Origin of the sequence: Curtobacterium sp. B18 (assembly GCF_000333375.1) — a bacterium.
Classification (GTDB): Bacteria; Actinomycetota; Actinomycetes; order Actinomycetales; family Microbacteriaceae; genus Curtobacterium.
Genome location: NZ_BACZ01000389.1, coordinates 1 through 3,252, shown reverse-complemented (window position 1 = coordinate 3,252; position 3,252 = coordinate 1). Strand labels below are relative to the sequence as shown.

Genomic DNA, 3,252 nt, shown 5'->3' with positions numbered 1-3,252 from the left:
GTTGTCGCTGAGGATCATGTTCGACAGCGCGGATGACCCCATGGCAGTGAGCGTTCGGGACGTCGCAGCGCTCGCCGGTGTGTCCCTCGGCACCGTCTCGAACTGTGAGGTCGTACGTGAGCCAGGTCCGACGTGGAATGATGGCACGATGCCCGACCCGACGCCCCACGAGCCGTCGCTGGCCGAGCCGATCCTCCACCGGGCCGCCCGCATCGAGGACGCCGTCCAGGAGTTCCGCGAGCACCGCGCACGCCGCCGCGGGCTCGTGCCGACGGTGATCCCCTACAACGGCTACGGCGCACCGGGCTGGATCCGCGTCCTCTGCCGCGTCCTGCTCACCCGACGCGGGCTGGCGTCCGACGCCTCGTACTACGGCGTGCGCGGGTGGCGCAGCTTCACGAGCGTCGCGGTCGACGCGGCCGAGGTCACGATCACGGCCGGCGGCACCTCGCACGTCGTGCAGTCGGACCGCGGCGGGGTCGTCGACACCATCGTGCCGATCGACCTCGAACCGGGCTGGCGCACGATCAAGCTGTCCGCCGGCGGCATGCGCGACGTCGAGGCCGACGTCTTCATCGTGCACCCCGACACCCGTTTCGGACTGCTGTCGGACATCGACGACACCGTCATGGTGACCTCGCTCCCCCGCCCGATGCTGGCCGCGTGGAACTCGTTCGTGCTCACGGAGCACGCCCGCCGGCCGGTCCCGGGCATGTCCGTCCTGTACGAACGGGTGCTCGCGCAGCACCCGGGCGCCCCGACGGTCTACCTCTCCACCGGCGCCTGGAACGTCGCGCCGACCCTGCAGCGCTTCCTGAGCCGGAACCTCTACCCCTCCGGCACCCTGCTGCTGACCGACTGGGGCCCCACGCACGACCGGTTCTTCCGGAGCGGGCAGCTCCACAAGCAGCAGAACCTCGAACGGCTCGCCCAGGACTTCCCGGACGTGCAGTGGCTGCTCGTCGGTGACGACGGCCAGCACGACGAGACGCTCTACGGCGACTTCGCCCGGGCGCACCCCGAGAACGTCGCCGGCGTCGCGATCCGCCAGCTCTCCACGAGCGAGGCCGTCCTCGCCGGTGGTCGTTCGCGTGCGCAGGAACGCTCGCGCGAGTCCCAGGCTCCGTGGGTCTACGCACCGGACGGCGCGGGCATGTGGTCCGAACTCGCCCGCGTCGGCATCACGCGCGCCGATCCGAGCGACCCGTCCTGAGCCATCCCTCAGCAGGAGCCACCGCCAGCGGGGGCGACGGTGGTTGGATCGGCCCATGAGCCCGGCTGACGCCCCCACGAACCGCATCGAGGACCACGCCCTGATCGGCGACACCTACACCGCCGCGCTCGTCGGGCGGGACGGCACGATCGACTGGGCGTGCCTGCCCCGGTTCGACAGTCCGTCGACCTTCGCGTCGATCCTCGGCACCGAGGACCACGGGCACTGGACCCTCGCCCCGACCGACCCGGACGCGACCGCGAAGCGCCGGTACGACCCGGACACGCTCGTCCTGTCGACCGTGTGGACGACGGGGACCGGGGTGGTCGAGGTCACCGAGTTCATGCCGATCGGGGCGCACCGGGCGAGCATCGTGCGCCGGGTCCGGGGCCTGCGCGGCGCCGTCGAGGTCCGGCAGGTGCTCCGGATCCGCTTCGACTACGCCCGGGCGCTCCCCTGGGTGCGACAGATCGGCGGCGACGAAGACCCCGCACTGCTCGCCACCGCCGGCCCCGGCTCCGTGATCGTCCGCGGCGTGCGCTTCCACGCCGACAGACCACCGGCACTCCGCCACGAGCACCGTGCACGACGGCGAGGTGCTCGACACCGTCCTCACCTGGTACCCCTCGCACCGGGAACCGCCGGCGCCGCTCGACGTCGACGCGGCCCTGCACCGCACGGTGCGCTGGTGGCAGGACTGGATGTCGACCGCACGCACCGACGGCCGGTACGCCGAGGCCACCCGTCGGTCCCTCGTGATCCTCCGCGCGATGACCCACGCCGAGACCGGCGGGGTCGTGGCCGCCGCGACGACGAGCCTGCCGGAGGACCCGGGCGGCGAACGCAACTGGGACTACCGCTACGTCTGGCTGCGCGACGCCTCCCTCGCGCTCGCCTCGCTCATCGCGCACGGCTACCGGGACGAGGCGGCGCACTGGCGCGGCTGGCTCCTCCGCGCCATCGCCGGCGACCCCGCCGACGTGCAGATCATGTACGGCATCGCCGGGGAGCGCGAGCTCCCCGAGCGCGAGCTGTCGAACCTGCCCGGCTACGCCGCCTCGACCCCCGTCCGCGTCGGCAACGGCGCCTACACGCAGTACCAGGGGGACGTCTTCGGCGAGGTCCTCGCCGCGCTGCACGACGCCCGCGAGCTCGGCGTCGAGGAGAACGCCGATTCGTGGGCGCTGCAACGCGCGCTCCTCGGCTACGTCGAGGAGCACTGGCAGGAGCCCGACAACGGCATCTGGGAGATGCGCGGCCCGAGGCGGCACTTCACGCACTCGCGGGCGATGATCTGGGCGGCGTTCGACCGCGGGGTCGCCGCGGTCGAGGAGTTCGGCCTCGAGGGTCCCGTCGACCGCTGGCGCACCCTCCGCGGAGCGGTCCGCGCCGAGATCGAGGAGCACGGCTGGAACGCCGAGCGCGGCAGCTACCGGCAGCACTACGACACCGACGAGGTCGACGCGAGCCTGCTCGTGCTCCCCCAGATCGGCTACCTGAAGGCCGACGACCCGCGCATGACCGGCACGGTCGCCGCGATCGAGCAGGACCTCCGCACCGGCGACGACGGCCTCGTGCTCCGGTACCGCACGTCGTCCGGCTTCGACGGGCTGTCCGGCAGCGAGCACCCGTTCCTCGCGTGTTCGTTCTGGCTCGTCGAGCAGTACGCCGCGTCCGGCCGGGTGGACGACGCCGAGCGACTCATGGACGTGCTCACCGGGTACGCGAACGACGTCGGCATGCTCTCCGAGGAGATCGACGTCGCCACCGGGCACCACATCGGGAACACCCCGCAGGCGCTCTCGCACCTGACGCTCGTGTCCGCGGCGGACGCGATCGCCCGGGCCCGCGGCACGGCCGCCGGCCACCGCACCCGCCTCGCCGTCCACGACGGCGGCACCCGGTCGTGGACCGGCGAAGGTGAGCGGGCGGGCACACCCGCCTGACGTCGTGGTCGCGACCGCAGACGGACGGGAGGCACGATGCCANCCGGCAAAAGGCCTCCCGTCCGTCAGCAGCGCCCGATCAGGGCGCCGACG

At 72.8% G+C, this 3,252-nt stretch carries 1 protein-coding gene and 1 pseudogene; both read left to right on the top strand.

The window, feature by feature from the left end:
* The first annotated feature begins 148 nt into the window (after positions 1-148).
* Entirely contained in the window at positions 149-1,213 is a 1,065-nt protein-coding gene (locus I5E_RS10815; protein WP_022907001.1) for an App1 family protein, read from the top strand.
* A gap of 55 nt (positions 1,214-1,268) precedes the next feature.
* Positions 1,269-3,159, top strand: a pseudogene (locus I5E_RS21630) (glycoside hydrolase family 15 protein).
* The last annotated feature ends 93 nt before the right edge of the window (positions 3,160-3,252 follow it).

Bases quoted from the DNA above. Each gene is read 5' to 3' on its own strand.
- I5E_RS10815 (WP_022907001.1), top strand. From the start codon at position 149: ATGCCCGACCCGACGCCCCACGAGCCGTCGCTGGCCGAGCCGATCCTC.